Genomic DNA, 16,054 nt, shown 5'->3' with positions numbered 1-16,054 from the left:
ATGGCGGTCACCGACTGGATCCAAGCCGGCGCGGACGCGTTTGCAGCGCTCGGCACGGTGGGCGCGTTCGGCGTCGGGTTCGTGCTCTTCCGACGCGAACACCGACGCGAGGAAAGCCACGCCGAGGAAGACCGTCGAGCACAAGCCGCGAAGGTCAGCGCCTGGGTAGCCATCCAGCACGCGCGTGACGGCAAGCCCGAGTTGATGTTCCACGTGCACAACGCCAGCGAGATGCCGATCTACGAGACGGCGCTTCCGTTGCCTGCGCGACCGGACGAGGCGGCGGAGTCAGAGTTCGTCGGCTTAGTGCCGCCGGGCCAGACGATCAAGCGACCGGCGCCCGAGGAGTGGCTCAAGTCGTACTACTCGCCTGAACCTGTCCAGATCGAGTTTCTGGACAGCGCCGGATGGTTCTGGACTCGCGACGAGCAGGGATTCCTCTACCGCAACCCGGAGCGCATGCGCCCGGATGCACCGAGCCGGCCGGACGCCTAATCGGCTGTCGCGCGTGCCAACGCCGCTGTGGTTGCCTCCACCGCGGCGACGATGCTCGGAGTTGCCCGCCGGATGGAGCGGCTGACGATGTCTTCGTCGCCATAGCGACTGTGAATCTCAGCTAGGCGCTGTTCCACGTCGAGGCGCTCACCGGACGGGCCGGTGGTCATGTCGCAGTAGAGCAACGCATCGGAGAGGTGAGCCGGCGGCGGCGCGAACTCCGCTGTCAGCTCGGCGGCCAACCCGCGCTCTTCCGCCTCGATTACCGCACACGAGTGGTGCGCGACCAGCCGACAGAGCAACTCGTCCGCGTGCTCGACGTCCCGTAGATAGCGGGCGCCGTCGAGCGGATGGAAGCCCGAATGAGCCAACGATGGTGCGTAGCCGATGTCATGCAACCAGGCGGCCGACTCCAGCAGTGCGGTCTCTGGTCCCAACAGCGGCGCGAGAGTCTCGGCCTGAGCACCAACGGCCTGCGAATGCGCCCACCGACGGGGTAGCGGCTCGGCGAGTAGAGACTCCGCGAGCGCGCGTGCCCGGTCCACTTGCACATGTCGCACATGTGCAAGGTTAGGACCGGTCAGTCAGAACGGACGAACCACCCCTTGCCTTGGATCGGCTCGACCAGCCCTTCCTGCATGAGCTCCGACAGCGCGAGTCGCACGGTCGCGCGCGAGGCGCCATGGGCTGCGGCCAGCGATGCTTCCGACGGAAGGCGCCCGCCCGGTGCTACTTCGCCACGGCCGATGCTGGCCCTTAGCTCTGCCGCGATGAGCCGGTAGCCGGTGCTGGCGGATGTCTCCTCCGTCGTCGCCCCAGGATGCGGCACCACGCGACCGTGGCCAGGGACCGTCACTATCAAGCCCTCTCGCTCCAGCGCGGTCAGCGCCCGACGGACCGTGTTCCGGACGACGCCGAACTCTGCACTGAGCTTCGCTTCGGACGGGATCCGCAGCCCCGGGCCGTACGTGCCGTTCGTGATTCGCTGCTGAATGGCCGCTGCGATGTCGACGTAGACGCGCCATGCCGTGTGCGTGCCGGCCAACGTCGGTTCCCTTCTCGAACGTGAATAGTCAGGTCCCCCTGCGGGATTCGAGTTTGGGCGATAGCCCCGGACGCTCCTACTACGGGCAGGGACTTCTAGGGACGTCTTGTGCTACCTTGCGCCTGACTCCTCACTCTCAGTGGAGGAACCGTGAACCATGCGCTCCGGCAGGCGTTAGCCAACAAGCGCCTTCAAGACGTCGACGTCGCTACCGCGCTTTGCGTCGATCCCAAGACCGTCCAACGGTGGTGCCACGGCCGGCGGCCCCGACAGCGGCATCGGTGGGCATTAGCCGACCTGCTGGAGGTCGCAGAGAACGCCCTATGGCCCGAGGCCGGGGGCGACCGGGCAGACGGCGTGGTAACGGTCTATCCGCACCGCGGAGCCGTACCCCGAGATGTCTGGCTCGGCCTGTTCGTCTCGGCCCGCGAGAGCATCGATGTACTCGTCTACAGCGGACTGTTCCTCGTCGAGGACGGCGGACTCCTCCGGGTACTCGCCGAACGCGCGGAGTCCGGGGTTCGCGTACGAATGGCTTTCGGTGACCCGGAGAGTTCGGACGTTGAAGCGCGCGGCGCCGAGGAAGGCATCGGCGCTGCGCTCGGCGCGAAGGTACGCAGCGCGTTCGTGCTGGCGCGACCGTTGCTGGAGATGCCGGGCGTAGAGGCCCGGGTGCACGACACGGTGCTCTACAACTCGCTGTACCGCGGCGACGACGACGTACTCGTCAACGCGCACATCTACGGCTTGGGCGCATCGCGCGCGCCGGTACTCCATGTCAGGCGTGCAGGACCGGACTCGATGGCGAGCACGTACCTGGCGAGCTTCGAACGCATCTGGGCCAGCTCGACACCCACGACCTGAACGATCGGCCGATCCGTTATGGACCGCCTGGGACGTGGCGGACGTCCCGGCCAGCGTCCCCGCGGGAGGTTCATTCGTCACCGGCCTCGGTATCGACTGCACGCACCGAACGATGTGCGGCCGGACTATCCGAAGGCGGTGCCAGATGTCAGCCGAGTCACGCCCCGACAATGCAGGGGCTACCGAGTTCGAGCCCTACACGCTCATGACGCTGAACGGGGACACCGTCAGCGTCGGACGAGTCGTGACGCTCGCACAGCGCCAGGCCGCCGGTCGGATCCTGGAGAAGCGCGTGCCTCACCTAACGCCAGTGCAGAGGATCGCGGTCGTGGACGCCATGGCGTACTGGATGGGCGAAACTGGCGACGACGAGTTGGTCATGGCGCTGGCGGAGGCTGTCTGCCCGAATGATCGGGCGGCCGCGATGCTGGCCGGCGCCTTCAGTTGAGCTGGCACAACTTAAGGGACCGCACCGGAATTTGCTCCGTTCGATCGGAATCAAAATGCACTATACGGCATACATGATGGCTAGCGTCCGCCAAGCGGCTGCTCGACTTCAGCGGGCCAATCTCCCCGACTACTCGCGTGACGACCAGCCAGATCTCCTGCAGTCTTCACATACATCTCCGTAACGTGAGCCGTTGCGATCACCCCCGCGACGTGCCGTGCAGGGCCGCGGCCAAGTCCGTGCGCTTGTCGGCGACCGCCAGCGCCAAGGTCGGACGTGTGCACGCACGCGATCGTGAGCTGCTCAGGACCGCCCTGGAGAGCAGCGAGCCGACGCAGAGGGCGGTGCGGCCGCGATGATCCATCCTCCGTCGGACGCGCGACTGTAGTGTGCCAAAGTTCGCATAGCGCAGGCACAGGGGAGCGACGTGTTCGAGAAGGGCCAGCGAGTCCGGGTTCGTTCGGTTGGCGTGCCCGAATTTGCTACGATCCGCTACGTCTTGCCAGCCGACGAGCCGGGCGCAGTTGACCTCATCGTCGTGGACGATGAAGGCCACCGTCATGAGATAAACCTTTCACCGGGCGATGACCACACGGTCCGCATCCTCGCTAGCGATGGGAGGGCCGACTCGGCGAGGGTTCTCGCTGGGATGTGGACACTATGGATGGGTGCCGCAGCGGCGAATGCCGAGACGAGTGCGATAGCGTCTACGCCTCTGAAGCCCTACGCCCACCAAACAACAGCCGTGTACGGTGCAATGCTTCCCCAGCCTCAACTGCGCTTCCTCTTGGCAGATGAACCGGGGACCGGCAAGACAATTATGGCGGGACTCTACATTCGAGAGATGCAGCGTCTTGGGCTGGTCCGTCGCGCACTCATTGTATGCCCGGCAAATCTGGCGACCAAGTGGGTAGACGATTTTGCGCGCTTGCTCAATGGTGGGCTTCGCCAGCTTACTTCTGCAACGATCCGCGAAGACGCGCTGAACAGCGCCGATCTGTGGGTAGTTAGCCTCGAACTTGCGGCCGTGAATCCAGCGGTCCTGGAAGCAATTCGCCCAGATAAAGCCGGATGGGATCTCGTCGTCTTCGACGAAGCGCACCGCCTCACGCCGACTGCAACCGCATACCACCAGGTCGGTAGGCTGCTCGCTAAAAACACCCCGCGTGCACTACTAATGACCGCCACGCCACACCGCGGGAAAGAGTGGTTGTTTCGCCACTTGCTCCACCTAGTTGACCCACAGATCTATCCCGACCCTGGTAGTGACCCGAACGTCGACTTGAGCGCCCTGCGTCCTGGACCAATACACTTCTTGCGCCGAATGAAGGAAGATCTAGTTGATTACGATGGAAGGACGCGCCTCTTCAAAGGACGAACCGCCTCAAATCAAAGCATTCCTCTGTCGCAAGTCGAATACAGTTACTATCAGTCCGCACTGGATATGGTTGACCAATTCTTCGCGCCGACTGCTCAACCCCTCGCACGGATGGTTTACGGTAAGCGAGCGGCATCTAGCCTATTTGCGCTAGCGGAGACACTACGCCGGCGAAGCGCCCTGATGGGGCAGATGAGCGAGGCGGAGGCTGCCCTCAACGCGGATCAAGATTATCTGGGCGATGAGAGCGAGGCCGATGAGGCGCGGGTCGTTCACTCCGGCTCGACCTCCGCTCGAGCAGAGCGCAGTGCAATCAAAGTTCTTATCGAAAATATTGAACAGTCGATGGCCTCCGCCGAGTGGCGTGCTTCCAAATGGAAGCGCACAATAGACGATTGTCTTCGACCGCACGGAATCACTCCGGGAAGTGCGGAGCAAGCCGTGATTTTTACCGAATACGCCGATACGGCGACCTGGATCGTTGATAGACTGACGTCTGAGCATTTCACTGCGCGGGTATATTCCGGCCGTCAGAGCAAAGCAGAGCGCGATGAGATCCGCAGCGCGTTTATGCGAGAAGAGTTCCAGATTATCGTTACCACCGATGCTGGGAACGAGGGAATCGACCTTCAGGCCGCCCATGTGTTGATCAACTACGATATCCCATGGTCCCTTGTGCGGCTTGAGCAGCGGATGGGAAGAATTCATAGAGTCGGCCAGAACCGCGACGTCCATCTGTACAACCTTGTCGCGGTGGACACCCGCGAAGGCGATACCCTAATCCGTCTCCTCGACAACTTTATGACTGCTGCGAATGAGTTGCGCGGCCAGATGTTCGACAGCCTCTCAGCAGTGGCAGAGATAACAGGGGTTGAATACGAAAAGTGGTTGTCAGACCTTTACGGGAATGACGATAGAAAGAAACAAGCAGCGATAAACGCAGCAACAGCGATTCAAGCTCAGGAACTGGCTAGGGCCGCTCGGAAGGTTCGGGACACCGAACGTAAGCTTGCAAGCCAGGTAGACGCAGTAGCCGCGTTGACTCTATTGCAGAGGGATCTCTTCGCTCGCATTAATCCAGCAATTGTGGAAGCGTACTTGGACCGCCTCTCTACGGCTGGCATTATGCAAGTTGAACTTACGACCGCAGGCGCAGGCTTCCGGCGATTGACTCTGAACTCCGGCGAGCTACCCTCCGGCCTCGGCGGTGGCACGGGAGTTCACATTGCAACTAGTGGTGATGCGATCCGTACAGCTGCGGGCGTGATAGATATAGCCGACACGATTACCCTCGGCCCCGGAGAACCCGGCTTCACCGATCTAATCGGAATGGTCGCTCAGTCTGTTACCGAGGACATGTATCAATCGGGCGGCGTTGACGACCCAACGAGCCTAACACCTTACGACCTCTATGCTTATGAAGCTACGCTCTCTGAGAACGAAGGTAAGCGCGCAAGCACATGGGCCGTGCTTATCAAGGTTGACGACAGCGGGAATGCTCGCGCCATTCGTTGGGAGACGCTTGCAAACCTTGTCCCATCCATTCGGACTGGCACGCCTGTTCATCCGGCACGATTTGAGAGTTCCAAATCGGAAGCTGAAAGAATGGCGAGCCAGACAATCGGCGAGCACCGACGTGTTCGAACGGACTGGTTCTCTCAGGCACGAAAGGACCTGGCGAATCTACCGCTCAGTCTCACTGAAGGGATAGCCGATCGCAGTACGCGCCTCGCACTCCGCCGACAACTACAGCTGCAAACAACGGCGCGTATCCTTCAGCTCGAGCGTCTGACAGAAGTGGACCTTACCGAGCCCAAGCTTGTGGGCCGGATTCGCGTGCACGCCGCGGCGGACTCAGGTATCGCTGACGACCTGAACTCTGAGCTGATTTCCATGAAGCATGTCCAATATATGCTCCAGTCCGACGGATGGACGGTCGAAGATGTTCATCTTGAGGGACGCGGGTATGACTTGGACGCCCGCCGGAACAGTCAAACGCGGCACATCGAGGTGAAGGGCGTCCTCGGAAACGCTGCAAGCGACGGCATCCGAATGACTGGCAACGAGGTTCTAATCGCAACCCAGCAACGTAATGAGTACTGGCTGTATGTCGTGGACAAATGCGCTGACGGCCATGGACGAATGTTTGGGGCATATCAGGACCCCGCGCTCCTATTCGCCGCAGAGATGACTGGCGACGCGATTTTCCGAGTTCCAGGAACTAGTCTCAAGAATGCTCCGGGGAGCAACGTATGACCCGCCTGATTGAACGATGGTTTCCTTGCAGTGAGGTTTCGCGGGCGGCCGCAACCGGTTGGGGGCACGGAAAGGTCGAAAAGACGCTCTTTCCGTGGTTCGCTGCTCGGCCGCCGGCGCAGGCAAAGGCCGCGGTCATCTGCTCACTTCTTCCATGGCCGGACGATATCGACGAGCAGAAGCGCATTCAGGCTCTTGTTACGGAAGCAATGCAGGGCCGATATGCCGCTAGGTTCGAACTGCAAAAGCTTATACGTGAGACAAACCCCGACGGCGCCGAGGTTTTGGACCCGTTTAGCGGGCGAGGCATGATTCCGTTGGAGGCAGCAAGATTGGGGCTACGGTCGCTGGCAGTCGACTATAGCCCTATCGCCGTACTGGCGAGTTTGGCACTAACCGACTATCCATTTCGCTCTTGGGATAGCGAACCAGAGCTTCCGTTTGAGTCCGGTCAGCATGCGCTGCTGGATGCGCGGCCCCGCCTCGTGCGAGATGTAGAGATCACTCTTCAGGAAGTATCTAGGCAATACTCCGCGTCCATGCAGGAGTTTTATCCGGAAGCGGCCGGCCTCCATCCCTGGGCCTACTTGTGGGCGGTAACGTTGCCGTGTCAAGATTGTGGGCGACGGTTTCCGCTCGTTGCATCATACGAGCTGCGCAAACCGAGCGTAAAGAAGGGCCGTAGGGGCGAACCAGATTTTAAAGACCCAGGTCAGTCATTCTTTGTCAAGCCAGATCACAAACACGGATCGTTCGAGGTCGTCGTCCACGACGGTCCCCCGCGCGAGCAACCGACTCTGGCGAACCTGACCAAGTCCGACGGAACCAAAATTGCCGGAAAGTCGGCGAAGTGTATTTTCTGCTCGCATCCTCATCCGGTGAGCCTCCATCGCCGACTAACTGACGAGGGTTTTGGCAGGGACGCACTCCTAATCGTCTCCGATCTAGATAGCCGCGTTGGAAAATCATATCGCGCCGCGTCTCCTGCCGAGCTTACCGCTGCAGTGGCGGCAGGTCGCGCGCTGCAAGAGGAACCGGAGTTCGCCCCAGGCATTCCAGCTGTGCCAGATGAAAGAATCGCCCCGGGAAATAACAACATTATCGGTCCCTCTATTTATGGTGTAAAAAGTTTTGGCCAGTATATGAACGCTAGGCAGACACTGGCGTTTGTAAGGCTGGCGCGGATTATCGGCGCCGTGGGGGCCGATCTAGAAACAGCCGGGCTTAGCAGAGAATATGTGAAAGCGCTAGCCACGTATTGCGTCGCTGTTCTGGTTCGCAAAGTACGACGTTCGGGGCGAGCGTGCACGCTTGACGTCAAAGTTCAAGCCGCACACGATATCTATTCGAACCAAGGTTCAATCGGGTACTCTTATGATTTCCTTGAGGTGGGTATCGGATCTGGTCAAGGAACTTGGGACTCAATCGCTGCCAGCGAGGTGTCAACGCTTCGAAACCTCATGGATGGCTTGCCCAAAGGGACGCCAACTGACGTCACCAGGGGAAGTGCAACGGCGCTTTCACTGCGCTCTTCGAGTATCGCGGCGGTAGTTGCCGATCCTCCCTACGATGAAATGCTTGCGTACGCGGACTCGTCGGATGTGATGTACGTATGGGCCAAGCGAGCGCTGCATTCGCTCATGCCAGAGATTGCGATCAGTGTCGACCCGCATGGAGCGCAGGAGAAGCAGGACGAAATTATTGTCAAGCGCGTGCGCGGTGAAGCGCCAGGCGAGCATAGGACGCGTGAGCACTACGACAGAAGGATAGTAGAGTCCTTTACGGAGATGGCGCGGGTTGTTCGGCCGGTTGGGCTTGTGACGATAGTCTTCGGCTCTGGCGATATTGAAGTCTGGCGCCGCCTTCTCGAAGGATTTCAGAAGGCGGGCCTCATTATGACTGCATCTTGGCCGGCTAATACAGAGTCTGGCAGTCATCAAGGTAAGGCCAATATACAAACCACTTTGACCATGTCATGTCGGCCTGCGCCGTCAGGCCGCCTCCCAGGTAGAAAAGGTTCGGTCGAAGCCGAAATTGTGGCCGAAATCAAGCGCCGCTACCTTGATTGGGAGCGATGGGGGCTAGCACCGGCGGATATGTTGATGGCTGCGGCTGGACCTGCCATGGAGGTGGTAGGACGCTATTCAAACGTTCTCGATGCAAAGGGTGAGTCCGTCGAGATTCATAAGTTTCTTCCATTGGCTCGGGCCGCAGTCCAGTCTGCAATGGCTGTAGAAGTCGATCACTATCCGTTGGAGACTTTTGACTCGCGGACGCGATTTGCGCTTTGGTGGATTCGGCTCTACGGTCGACAGGTTCAAGCCAAGTCGGAGCTGAGATGGCAAACTCTTGCGTCTTCGCTCGAAATTGCGGATGTTCGGGATCTAGTGAACGACGTCGATGGCGGAATTCGATTCACTTCCGCACGTGCGTTCAAGGGTCGGGTTGGAAGTGAGTCCGCAGTAATCGATGTGGTTCTGGCATTGGCCGCTGCGTCGGATCAAGGACTCGGGGCTATGGGCGAGGTCATTTCGTCATCTGGGCGTCCGGCCGACGACGTATATCTATGGGCAGCCATTCAGTTCTTGGCTGACCGTCTCCCCGATAACGACCCTGATGCAATTGCGTTCACTCGGATCCTGCGCAGTCGAGGGGGCATCGCGACTGCGGCAGAGACCGCGGCATCGGCTGCCGAGGCTCGTTTCCTGCGTGGCGAGGGCGGTGGTGACGGGCAACTTACTCTTCTGTAGGATCAACCAAGGTGGTCGGTGCCGATTGCTCTGCGAGCTAGCCTGTGAGGGGATGAAATGGCAGCGAAGGTAACACCTTGGTGGAAGGTGCTTAAAATTCGCTCCGAGATCGTCACCGCTGCGGGTCAGATTGACGATGTTCAGATGTCGCTTTTCCAGGCCGTCCATGCATCTGGCGTCAGTCGACCCCTGTATGCGGATGCCGGCTATTATGGCGAGATTACGCACCCTACCGAGCGATTGATAGACCTCCTGTCGGAAATCGCTATCCGTATCGGTGGAGGTGAGGGCTATTTGAAAGCTCGCGCCGTAACTCGCCTCGACCAGGGAATGGGCGGCGGGAAGTCACACGCTTGCATCGGCGCTTATCACCTCGGGGCCAACCCCCGAGCGCTAATGGAGACCGAGCTCGGCCGCGGCATCTCATCTCGGGCCAAGCAGCGTCTTGGCCACGATCTCGATGCTGACCTTGGTCGCCCGCATGTCGTAGTCCTGCCTTGCGACAATATGACTCCAGGCGCAGGCGTTAAGGAGCTTGATGGGCCCGCGACTAGTCTCTACGAGCGGTTCCTTTGGCGGTTGTTTAGCCGGGACTATTCGCTGTATGAACGGTACGCACCGTACTGGAGCGATAAGAATAAGATCGCCGAAGCCATAAAGGCAATCAATCGGCCGGTCCTGATCATTATCGATGAGATCATGGACTACGTCGGAAACGGACTGGAGGGGGTTTCCAGGCCGGATCTCGCGGCGCAAGATATGGCCTTCCTCCGGGCTCTGCTGGACGTAATCAATGATGTACCGCGCGTCGCACTTCTTGTTGTGATGATTGCGTCGGAGCGAGACAAGACTGCCCTCGCAAAAGAGGCGCGAGATCGTCGAGATGATCTCAATAGTCTACTTGAGAGGAATGGTCTTCCGGCCACGGTGACCGAAGTTGGAGATTTCGCGGATATTCTTCGGCGGCGGCTATTTGAAGCCGAGCCAGCGGCCGAGGTGCTGTCGGCTACTGCCAGTGAGTACCGTCCAATCTTCAAAGAAAAGGCATGGGCGAAGAACGTCTGGGATGCGACCGGCAATAGCTGGCAGCAGGATTGGGAAAAGCAGGTCGCAGAGTGCTATCCGTTCCACCCCATGCTTATGAGCATTGCGAAGGAGGAGTGGAGCAAGGTAACGGGGTTCCAACGTGTCCGCTCCACCATTAGGATCTTTGCAGCAACTGTTTTTGCGCAGCAGCAACGAGGTAGGGTTGGCGAATGGGTCCCGTCGTTGTTGGGTCCGGGAGATCTTCCGCTTTCTGATAGTGCTGTGCGGGAGGCATTGCTAGGTAGTGGGCTTGTGGAAGATGAACGCACTATCGCGAACTACCGTAGCCTTGCGGAGATTGAAGTCGTTAATCACGATGGTACCTCTGGTACCGCACGTAAGCAGGACATGGATCGAGAGCAGCAATGGAAGACAAGTAACCCGCGAGCTGCCGAACGTGCCGCGACTTTTATCTTCCTTGCGAGTATCGTCGGTACGTTGCGACCGGGCCGTGGACGCGGAGCAAGCGCACCAGAAGTTAAAGCGGCCATGAGCGTTCCGGATGTCACCTACAGCTTGACGGACGCAGACACAGTCCTGGAAGAGCTTGTAGACCCGACGCGTGGCATGAGTGCTGTGGAAGTCATACCTGGCCAAGGAAACAATAAGCCGGCCCGCTATTACCTGTCCACTCGCCTTACTCATCGAATGCTGGTTAATAGCATTCGGCGAACTATTACCGACGTTGAGCGGGACGAGGTGATAGCGGAGTTTGTGCAGCGTCTGGTTGCCAGTGGTCCTTTTCGCGACGTTGTCTTTGTTAAGGCTGATCTTCTTCGGAACGCCACTGACGTGCTGACGACCGCGGGTATCGACAGGGCCTATACCTGTAGGCTGGTCGTACTGGATCCGTCGCAATACAGCCTCCGTAATGGGATGGAGGAGCCGACATTGACGGCTATCAATGTCTCAATGGGGCTCGGGAGGGGTGCTCGGGACCTTCCGGTGCAGTGGGCAAGTAGTGCGGTCTATGCGGTTGCGAACACGCAGCGACGCAGTCTCGCACGAGGTGTCGCGGTCGAGTATTTGGCACGCCAGAGGGCGCTGGCTGCGCCGGAAGTTCAAAGCGATGACGATCTCAAAGCTACTGGAACGAAGGAGCTCGCGGCAGCAAAACAGCAGTTGGAGAAGGCTCTCAAGCGTGCCTTTCAGCATGTTATCTATCTGGCTCAGCCGAGCCCCGACGGCGAGCGTTATATTGACGAAGTAACGTTTGACGAGGACAATTACACCGCTCTTGATGGAACGTTGGTGTGGAAAAGCCTCGCGGAGCGAGATAAGGTCTTTGACAAAGGTCAGTTTGGCTCGAAGGCGCTGATTTTCAATTTGCGCGATCAAGACTACGGGAAGACCCTCGCAGACATTCGTTCCGCTTTCTACAGTGCGCCCAGATTGCCCTTGTTGTACGGTGGTGATCGCGACTTGCAGCAGGCGATCTACGACGCTGTTGTTGAGGGGAAGCTTGACGTTGTATATGGGACGGGAAGCACTGCTGCCGTAACCGCACCGGGACAAGTTAATCTGACCAGCACAGGTCTTAGGCTCGCCCGACCTCGGCCGGACCTTTGTGAAGTGTGCGGTCTTTCGGCGCACGACGGTGAATGTGTTTCTCCTGCCGTGGATAGCGGGGGTGCAGGTGCGTCGACGGTCAAAGATGGGTCATCCGATCGAATTGCAAGGGTTGACGACTCTGCGTTCACTCCGCGCGATGAGAGCTCTGGTGCAGACGAGAAGCAGGTGACTTTCTCGTTCACAAGCTCCATTCTCGGCGATACGCACAGCGCCGACTCGTACGCAAGTCTGTTCAAACTTCTGTATCTAGCCCTTGATGAGCAGCAGATTAGCTATCTTCAAGGAACTCTGAAGTTGGTCCTACCTGCAGATGCGGCAGCGAGGATACAAGAACGCCTTACGGAGCTAGGTATCGTTGTCGGCATAAAGAGTCTATGAAGTGTCGGCGGTCGTGGTGGAAGACCCAGCAGGCGGCTCCGATGGGGGGACCCTTCGCAAGGTTCTGTTGCGGCTGGACATCGTTGCTGGTGCCGCAGAGGTTCGGCGGGTCCCGGCGTGGCGTTGCCTCGCCGAGCCGGAGCAGGTCGTGGTGAGTTGACCGTCAACGGGAGCCGCGCCTGACGCGCTCCTCGCTCGGCTTCGGGATTCGCCGAATCAGACCAGTGCGAGTTCGGCGGTCAGCGCAAATAGCGGTGTGCTCATAGTTCGGCTCGGTCTCGGACACAGAAACCCCCCACAAGCGATGTTTTCGCTGGTGGGGGTCTCGTCGTTTTCGGCTGGAAACTCGTGGTCTCCGACGTTCGGTCGATTACCAGATGCTGACGCCAGCGGTGAGGACGACGTCGTCCTGGCCGCATTCGATCGCCTGGCCGGTGTCGCGCAGAAGCTGAGCCGCTGTCTCCGGGCCGTCGAGCACGTCGGCGGACCCGGCGGTTCCACGGAGTCGTGCGGCGGCGCGGTCGATGATGTGGTCTTCACGCCAGTACACGTTCTTCGGATGGCCGGCTGGTTTGCGTCGGGCACTGGTGTGGCCGTGCCGGCAGCGGTAGCCGGGCCGGCCGTGGGACCAATGCGCTTCGAGACGGCGGCCGCAGATGGCGCAGATCAGCAGACCGATCAAGGCGTATCGCCGGGCCGGAACAGGCGTGCCGGGGGTCGCGTCGATCGCTTGGGCGGCGACGAAGTCGGATTCGCTGACCAGACCGGGGTGTGCAATCGTCTCGCTGACGATCCAGTCATAACCGGGATTCCAGCGCCGCGTGCCTGGCCTGGACCCGGCCGGCGGGACGTTATCGACACGGGCCTGGCGGTTCCACACCTGGCGGCCGGTATAACGCGGATTGCCGAGCACGCTGGCGACGGTCTGCACCGTCCACGGCCCACCGACCCGGTTGCGGTTGCGTCCGGGATCGGCGCCGGACGGACTCTTGATACCAGCGTCGTTGAGGTGACGGGCGATGCTGGCCAGGCTGCAGCCGGAGAGTCGCTGCGCGAAGATCCATCTCACGTTCAGGGCGGGCGCCGGATCGGGATCCAGGCGGTGTAGCCGGCGTCCCCATTGGGCGTGGACCGCGTTGGGATGCGGACCGGCGTCCACGAGCCGGTAGCCGTAGGGCGGGCGGCCGCCGAGATATCGGCCTTGGTCGATGGTCTGGCATCGCATCGCGGCCAAGACACGGAACCGGGAGCGCTGCACTTCACGCGTTGACTGCGTCCCGAGCAGCAACATGACGGCCACGTGTGTCGGATCGCAGGGGTGTACCGGTCCGTCGAACTCGGGGAGCCATAGCTCGACGTCGTGATCGGTGAGGTACGGAAGTAGCTGTTGGAGCTGGCGGCCGGAGAACGCTCGTTCGTATTCACCAACCACGATTGCATCGAATCTCGCGCTGGCTGACCCAATGGCAGCGAGCAGCGCAGACGCCTCGGGGCGCTGCTCCCATCTGACGCGGCGCGAGCAGCCGAGATCAACGTACTCAGCGATGATCCGCTCGGATCCGGCGATCAGCGCTGTGGCGGCCTCGCGTTGCCAGGCGACCGACGAGGAAGGGTCCTGAAAGCCGACGGTCGAGGTCCGCGCGTAGAACGCAAATCGCCGGCCCTGCGCGGGAGCGGTAGCGGTAGCGAGATCGAGGCGGAACCGCGGTCGTCGCCTGGCCATCCAGGTGGTGAACGGATCAGCAGGGATGGGCTTCAACGTGGTCATCGTGACGTCCTCGATCGGCGGGCGCCCTTGACCGCAGTTGACCATGCAGCGGCGTCCGGCGCCGGTCGGCATGGTGGGTCATGTTCCGGGCCTATCGCCGCAGGCATTCTGACTATGCTGGTGTGTATGAGTGAGGCGGCCCGGCCGGGCTGGGTGCAGGACCCGGAGCTACCGTCTGCGGTCGATGATCTGCGCGGCCCCCTGGACGGCGAGGTCCACCTGCCGCTGCGGGTGTATTGGACCGGCCCGGATCCGGAGGCGGTCACCTGGGATCTCGGCCGGGAAAGCCGCCGGGCACGGCTGTACGAAATCGTGCTGCGCGAAGGCACCCTCGACGACATCCGGTCACTGATCAACGGTCGGGAACTCGTACGGCTCTGGGACCGGCTCTGGCTACCGGTCCACCTCCGGCGCGCCTGGCAACCGCTGATCGACGCCGCGGGCTTCGCCTGAAGATGGCGCTCGACCCGCTCCAGGAGCAGATCACCCAGACCGCGCTATCGCTGCCGCAGGCGCACACCCTGGCGCTCGCCGGTGGCGGCGCGATGATCGCCCACGGCCTCGTCGACCGCGCGACGCACGACGTCGACCTGTTCACTGAGATCGATCCCGACGAGGCCGTCCAAGTCGCCGAGGCATTGCGAGGCGCACTCACCGCCGCCGGCCTGAAAATCACCCAAGCGGCGCGACCGCCGCACGCCAATCGCTTCATCGCGCACGACCCGCGGACCGGGTAGGCCTGCGAAGTCGAGATCTTCCCCGACGGCGGGCGCCTCCGCCCTACCGTCGACCTTGAACTCGGCGCAGTACTCCATCTCGACGACCTCGCCGCCGACAAAAGTCCTCGCGCTGTGGGGCCGGGCGGAAGTCCGTGACTACATCGACGTAGTCGCGCTCCTGGACCGATTCACGAAGGAACAACTCCTCCGGCTCGCCGCGGAGAAGGACGCCGGCTTCACTCGCGCGACGTTCCGGGACGCGCTGGGAGCCGTCCGCCGATTCGATCCCGAGGACTGGACAGCCACGGGTGTCGATGCGGGCGCGATCCACCACACCCAGCAGACAGTTGCTCAATGGATCGAGGAACTGGACGGCTGATCCGTCCCGCTCAGTGAAGCGCGATTTCGCTGGTCAGTATCAGCGACGGTGTGCTCATGGTTGGGCTCGGTCCTCGGACACCAGTCCTGGTGGAGATCCACCATTGGACACGGTTTACAGCACGCTTGCAGAAGCGAACCAGTAGCCCGAGTGACCGGTGGATTCGCCGGTCACTCATTCGGTGTTTCCGGGGTTGAGGGGGTTGCCGGTGGGCGGTCAGGATGGCCGCCGTGAATCGGTCGAAACCGCCTGTCGGGTTCGAGGAACAGCTGATCGGCGCGTTGATCCCCGCTGCGCGACTCGTTCCGTCGGCGCCGCTCCTGGTGCTCGCTCCGCTGGCCTTGCCGGGTGTCTCGTGGAGTGACTTCGTGCCGACCGAGCACCGGCCACTTCTCCATCAGCACCACTGTGCCGCTCAAGCCATCTCCCAAGTCCGTGGCCACACCAGGACAAATACCTCCCGTGGATCGAATTGCCGACGGATCGCGTGGATCAGATCAGCGCGGACGGACTCAATCGGGAGTCGAAGCGCGGACCACTCATCCTGCGACGGCGCAGTCGCGTTGACGGTTCGGGTCACGCGCCAGATCTTCGTCGAGTGCGTACGCACCATCGACGACTTCCGGCGTGCAGAGGAACGAGACCTCCGTCAATGCATAGTTCCAAAGTGCCCGTTTCGCGCAATGCCGCCTTATCTGTTCGTCATCACCCCTTGATCGAGTGCGCTCAAGCCAAGCGTCCACAGCGCCCGTACACCGGCGTCGCGACCCCAGCCACAAGCGGCGAGGTCAGCGACGCGGGCACAGAGACACGGGCTAATCGCGGCTACTTATTCAATGGGCGGTAGGACGGTGCCCGGCGGGGTAGCGTCCAGGCGCCCGGTCCGTCGCTCCCACTGCGGCTGCCCACGCGGGTC

The 16,054-nt window shown here is 61.1% G+C and carries 13 protein-coding genes; 9 read left to right on the top strand and 4 right to left on the bottom strand.

Features of this window, described 5'->3' with window-relative positions; all coding sequences use genetic code 11:
* On the top strand, window positions 1-495 hold the full coding sequence (locus BUB75_RS37330) for a hypothetical protein (protein WP_073264331.1): 495 nt from the start codon (window positions 1-3) through the stop codon (window positions 493-495).
* On the opposite strand, the gene BUB75_RS37325 is transcribed toward BUB75_RS37330, so the two are convergent.
* On the bottom strand, window positions 492-1,040 hold the full coding sequence (locus tag BUB75_RS37325) for an HD domain-containing protein (protein ID WP_084742188.1): 549 nt from the start codon (window positions 1,038-1,040) through the stop codon (window positions 492-494). The genes BUB75_RS37330 and BUB75_RS37325 overlap by 4 nt on opposite strands.
* A gap of 35 nt (window positions 1,041-1,075) precedes the next feature.
* Complete coding sequence (locus BUB75_RS37320) at window positions 1,076-1,540, bottom strand: GntR family transcriptional regulator (protein ID WP_073264327.1); 465 nt, start codon at window positions 1,538-1,540, stop codon at window positions 1,076-1,078.
* A 150-nt stretch (window positions 1,541-1,690) separates the two neighbouring features.
* On the opposite strand from BUB75_RS37320, the gene BUB75_RS37315 reads away from it, so the two are divergent.
* Entirely contained in the window at window positions 1,691-2,404 is a 714-nt protein-coding gene (locus BUB75_RS37315) for an XRE family transcriptional regulator (RefSeq protein WP_073264325.1), read from the top strand.
* 145 nt (window positions 2,405-2,549) lie between these two features.
* Window positions 2,550-2,852: a hypothetical protein gene (locus BUB75_RS37310; RefSeq protein ID WP_073264323.1), complete on the top strand. Its 303-nt coding sequence runs from the start codon at window positions 2,550-2,552 to the stop codon at window positions 2,850-2,852.
* A gap of 199 nt (window positions 2,853-3,051) precedes the next feature.
* On the opposite strand, the gene BUB75_RS47400 is transcribed toward BUB75_RS37310, so the two are convergent.
* Window positions 3,052-3,414, bottom strand: coding sequence for a hypothetical protein (locus BUB75_RS47400; protein WP_218618002.1), 363 nt, complete (start codon window positions 3,412-3,414; stop codon window positions 3,052-3,054).
* On the opposite strand from BUB75_RS47400, the gene BUB75_RS37305 reads away from it, so the two are divergent.
* From BUB75_RS37305 to BUB75_RS37295, 3 genes are read left to right on the top strand one after another with little or no spacing between them, the layout of a single operon-like run.
* Window positions 3,322-6,486, top strand: a complete 3,165-nt coding sequence (locus BUB75_RS37305; RefSeq protein WP_342761168.1) for a helicase-related protein — start codon at window positions 3,322-3,324, stop codon at window positions 6,484-6,486. The two genes, BUB75_RS47400 and BUB75_RS37305, sit on opposite strands and share 93 nt — an antisense overlap.
* Entirely contained in the window at window positions 6,483-9,236 is a 2,754-nt protein-coding gene (locus BUB75_RS37300) for a DUF1156 domain-containing protein (RefSeq protein ID WP_073264527.1), read from the top strand. The genes BUB75_RS37305 and BUB75_RS37300 overlap by 4 nt, the downstream gene beginning before the upstream one ends.
* Window positions 9,237-9,293: 57 nt before the next feature.
* Window positions 9,294-12,272 carry a DUF499 domain-containing protein gene (locus tag BUB75_RS37295; RefSeq protein WP_073264319.1) on the top strand — a complete coding sequence of 993 codons (2,979 nt, stop codon included), beginning with the start codon at window positions 9,294-9,296 and terminating at the stop codon, window positions 12,270-12,272.
* Between the two features lie 370 nt (window positions 12,273-12,642).
* Here the strand turns inward: BUB75_RS37295 and BUB75_RS37290 are convergent, their stop codons facing one another.
* Window positions 12,643-14,040: a recombinase family protein gene (locus BUB75_RS37290; protein WP_084742206.1), complete on the bottom strand. Its 1,398-nt coding sequence runs from the start codon at window positions 14,038-14,040 to the stop codon at window positions 12,643-12,645.
* 126 nt (window positions 14,041-14,166) lie between these two features.
* Between BUB75_RS37290 and BUB75_RS37285 the strand changes: the two genes are divergently transcribed.
* From BUB75_RS37285 to BUB75_RS37275, 3 genes are read left to right on the top strand one after another with little or no spacing between them, the layout of a single operon-like run.
* Window positions 14,167-14,493: a hypothetical protein gene (locus BUB75_RS37285; protein WP_084742187.1), complete on the top strand. Its 327-nt coding sequence runs from the start codon at window positions 14,167-14,169 to the stop codon at window positions 14,491-14,493.
* Window positions 14,494-14,495: 2 nt separating this feature from the next.
* The gene (locus BUB75_RS37280) at window positions 14,496-14,777 is read left to right on the top strand and encodes a nucleotidyl transferase AbiEii/AbiGii toxin family protein (protein WP_073264313.1); all 282 of its coding nucleotides are present in this window, start codon (window positions 14,496-14,498) and stop codon (window positions 14,775-14,777) included.
* Between the two features lie 55 nt (window positions 14,778-14,832).
* Window positions 14,833-15,138, top strand: coding sequence for a hypothetical protein (locus tag BUB75_RS37275; protein WP_073264311.1), 306 nt, complete (start codon window positions 14,833-14,835; stop codon window positions 15,136-15,138).
* The last annotated feature ends 916 nt before the right edge of the window (window positions 15,139-16,054 follow it).

Source organism: Cryptosporangium aurantiacum, from assembly GCF_900143005.1.
Classification (GTDB): domain Bacteria; phylum Actinomycetota; class Actinomycetes; order Mycobacteriales; family Cryptosporangiaceae; genus Cryptosporangium; species Cryptosporangium aurantiacum.
The sequence above is the reverse complement of the archived record's forward strand: the minus strand, read 5'-3'. Positions and strand labels throughout refer to the sequence as shown.

What these genes read in the sequence shown, in the direction of transcription:
- BUB75_RS37330 (WP_073264331.1), top strand. Translation starts at nt 1, where the DNA reads ATGGCGGTCACCGACTGGATCCAAGCCGGCGCGGACGCGTTTGCAGCG.
- BUB75_RS37310 (WP_073264323.1), top strand. Translation starts at nt 2,550, where the DNA reads ATGTCAGCCGAGTCACGCCCCGACAATGCAGGGGCTACCGAGTTCGAG.
- BUB75_RS47400 (WP_218618002.1), bottom strand. Translation starts at nt 3,414, where the DNA reads ATGACGGTGGCCTTCATCGTCCACGACGATGAGGTCAACTGCGCCCGG.
- BUB75_RS37300 (WP_073264527.1), top strand. Translation starts at nt 6,483, where the DNA reads ATGACCCGCCTGATTGAACGATGGTTTCCTTGCAGTGAGGTTTCGCGG.
- BUB75_RS37295 (WP_073264319.1), top strand. Translation starts at nt 9,294, where the DNA reads ATGGCAGCGAAGGTAACACCTTGGTGGAAGGTGCTTAAAATTCGCTCC.
- BUB75_RS37290 (WP_084742206.1), bottom strand. Translation starts at nt 14,040, where the DNA reads ATGACCACGTTGAAGCCCATCCCTGCTGATCCGTTCACCACCTGGATG.
- BUB75_RS37285 (WP_084742187.1), top strand. Translation starts at nt 14,167, where the DNA reads ATGAGTGAGGCGGCCCGGCCGGGCTGGGTGCAGGACCCGGAGCTACCG.
- BUB75_RS37280 (WP_073264313.1), top strand. Translation starts at nt 14,496, where the DNA reads ATGGCGCTCGACCCGCTCCAGGAGCAGATCACCCAGACCGCGCTATCG.